The organism is Vibrio sp. 03-59-1, assembly GCF_013114135.1.
Classification (GTDB): Bacteria; Pseudomonadota; Gammaproteobacteria; order Enterobacterales; family Vibrionaceae; genus Vibrio; species Vibrio cortegadensis.
Map to the genome: position 1 here is coordinate 1 of NZ_VTYA01000057.1, position 1,803 is coordinate 1,803.

The window sequence follows — 1,803 nt, forward strand, 5'->3', positions numbered from 1 at the left end:
ACTACGTTTGCTGTATTAAATCCGTATTTTTCACTTAACATGCCGACTTCTGGCTCGACGTACCAATCTGGACGCTGATTAGAAAAATCAACATCAATTACTTGTAAGAGAGGAATAACATTATCTTTACCCTGCCCTTGTAAATTCTGAATTTGAGCCTTACTGAAACCGACAGTTAATAATTCTTTTAAATGATCATAAAAAGTACTGGTTGATGAATAAGATCCTTTTACTGCTTCATAACCATCAGAAACTAACGAACGATAGAAACGAAAAACCCTATCCGCTTTCGAATAACTAACATTTCCCTTTGGAGTTGTACGAAAATAAACCTGTTTAAGTTTCTTATGGACTTCTTCATCATCAAAAATATTCATTCTCTGTCCCTCCAAAGCTTGAAATAATGGTGCAAATGCTTTTAACCAAATGTCTTGTATTAGTGATTTACCGTCTTTTTCATATTCGTATTGATATTTAATTGCTGGATATAATTTTTTAGGAATTCCCATTGCATCAAGATAGCGACGATGCGCACCCGCCTCAAAACGCGCAAGATTACGAGCAAAATTAATTAAATGAGGATTAGACATAACGTCAATAACGCGATCATATTCTGTAATACCAGTTGCTTGAATTGCACGAAGCCTTGAAAGCTGACTATTGAACTCTGGATATTTTAAATAAACTTTTCGGTCACAATGTCGAGAGCCTTGAGTAAAGTAACAAGTCGTTTCATGCTCATTACGAACACTTTTACGCATCTGATTATTAGAGACATTTTTCAAACACTGAATTACTTGCTTTGCTTGAAGATCGTTTTTTACACGAGCTGAATATGTTGCATCGATAGCATCAAGTGTCGCGTTAGGAATATCAAGCATGTCATAAACAGAAGGATAAGTTTCATTTAAAGCAGCAAGCATTTCATCCGAACCAAGCGCAATTGATGTTGAACCAAAAACGTTATGCCCTTGAATAATTTTTGCAGGAGAACATTTCAACTCAATACAAGGAGAGCGCCAAATTGTGCCTTGAAAAATCTTACAAGCCATACCCGTGAAGTGAGTTGGTAAAGACTCATAAGGATGACGTAAATCAGAAACCTCATAACGATTATCTAAAGCGTCACCCACGTAATGAACTGACTTAGCCTCCAAGCCTATACCGCGAAGTGAGCATTCAATGATGTCTACATACTCAATACACTCACCTGTTTTTGAAACACGAGTATTTACAACAAACTCACGCTTAAACGGGATAGAGATCTTAAGCTTATCAATCATAAAAACTCACTTTGTATACAGTTGGCAAATAACATTTGAACCAAGCGTATAATGTATACATATTTCATGTCAACAGTGCTGTTGTATAGACTATTCTTTTCTATATGATCGAGAACAAAAATAAAAAGAAACAAATCACAATCGATAACCGTCAGTTATGAAACAAGATAAAAAGGTAAGTTACTGATGAAAAAGACTTTAATAGAAAACGTAAGAATAAAACCAATTGAGGCCGAAGCACTGAAAACAAGATCATTTGAACTAACAATGGAAAAGAAAGATTTTGTTAGAGAACCTGACATAGTTCACTTTTTACTGATGCAATTCGCGGATGGAAAGATACAAGTAGAGCTAAATGAAAACGGACAACTAAAACTCAAAGACCATTAAAAAGCAGATGGTTTTTCCGAAATCCGGACAAGAGTACACTATTAAAGATAGTGTACTCTCCGATTCCTCCTCAACGTCCTTGCTCAGTCTTCGCCGTCCTTTTTCGTCGTCAAACGTCGAGTTTTTGAGG

2 protein-coding genes are annotated in these 1,803 nt (G+C 35.9%); one reads left to right on the plus strand and one right to left on the minus strand.

The window, feature by feature from the left end; translation table 11 throughout:
* The coding region (locus F0249_RS19815) for a phage/plasmid replication protein, II/X family (protein ID WP_171757621.1) at positions 1–1,283 on the minus strand (1,283 nt) is incomplete at its 3' end.
* Between the two features lie 186 nt (positions 1,284–1,469).
* On the opposite strand from F0249_RS19815, the gene F0249_RS19820 reads away from it, so the two are divergent.
* Positions 1,470–1,673: a hypothetical protein gene (locus tag F0249_RS19820; protein WP_171757622.1), complete on the plus strand. Its 204-nt coding sequence runs from the start codon at positions 1,470–1,472 to the stop codon at positions 1,671–1,673.
* Positions 1,674–1,803 lie beyond the last annotated feature (130 nt).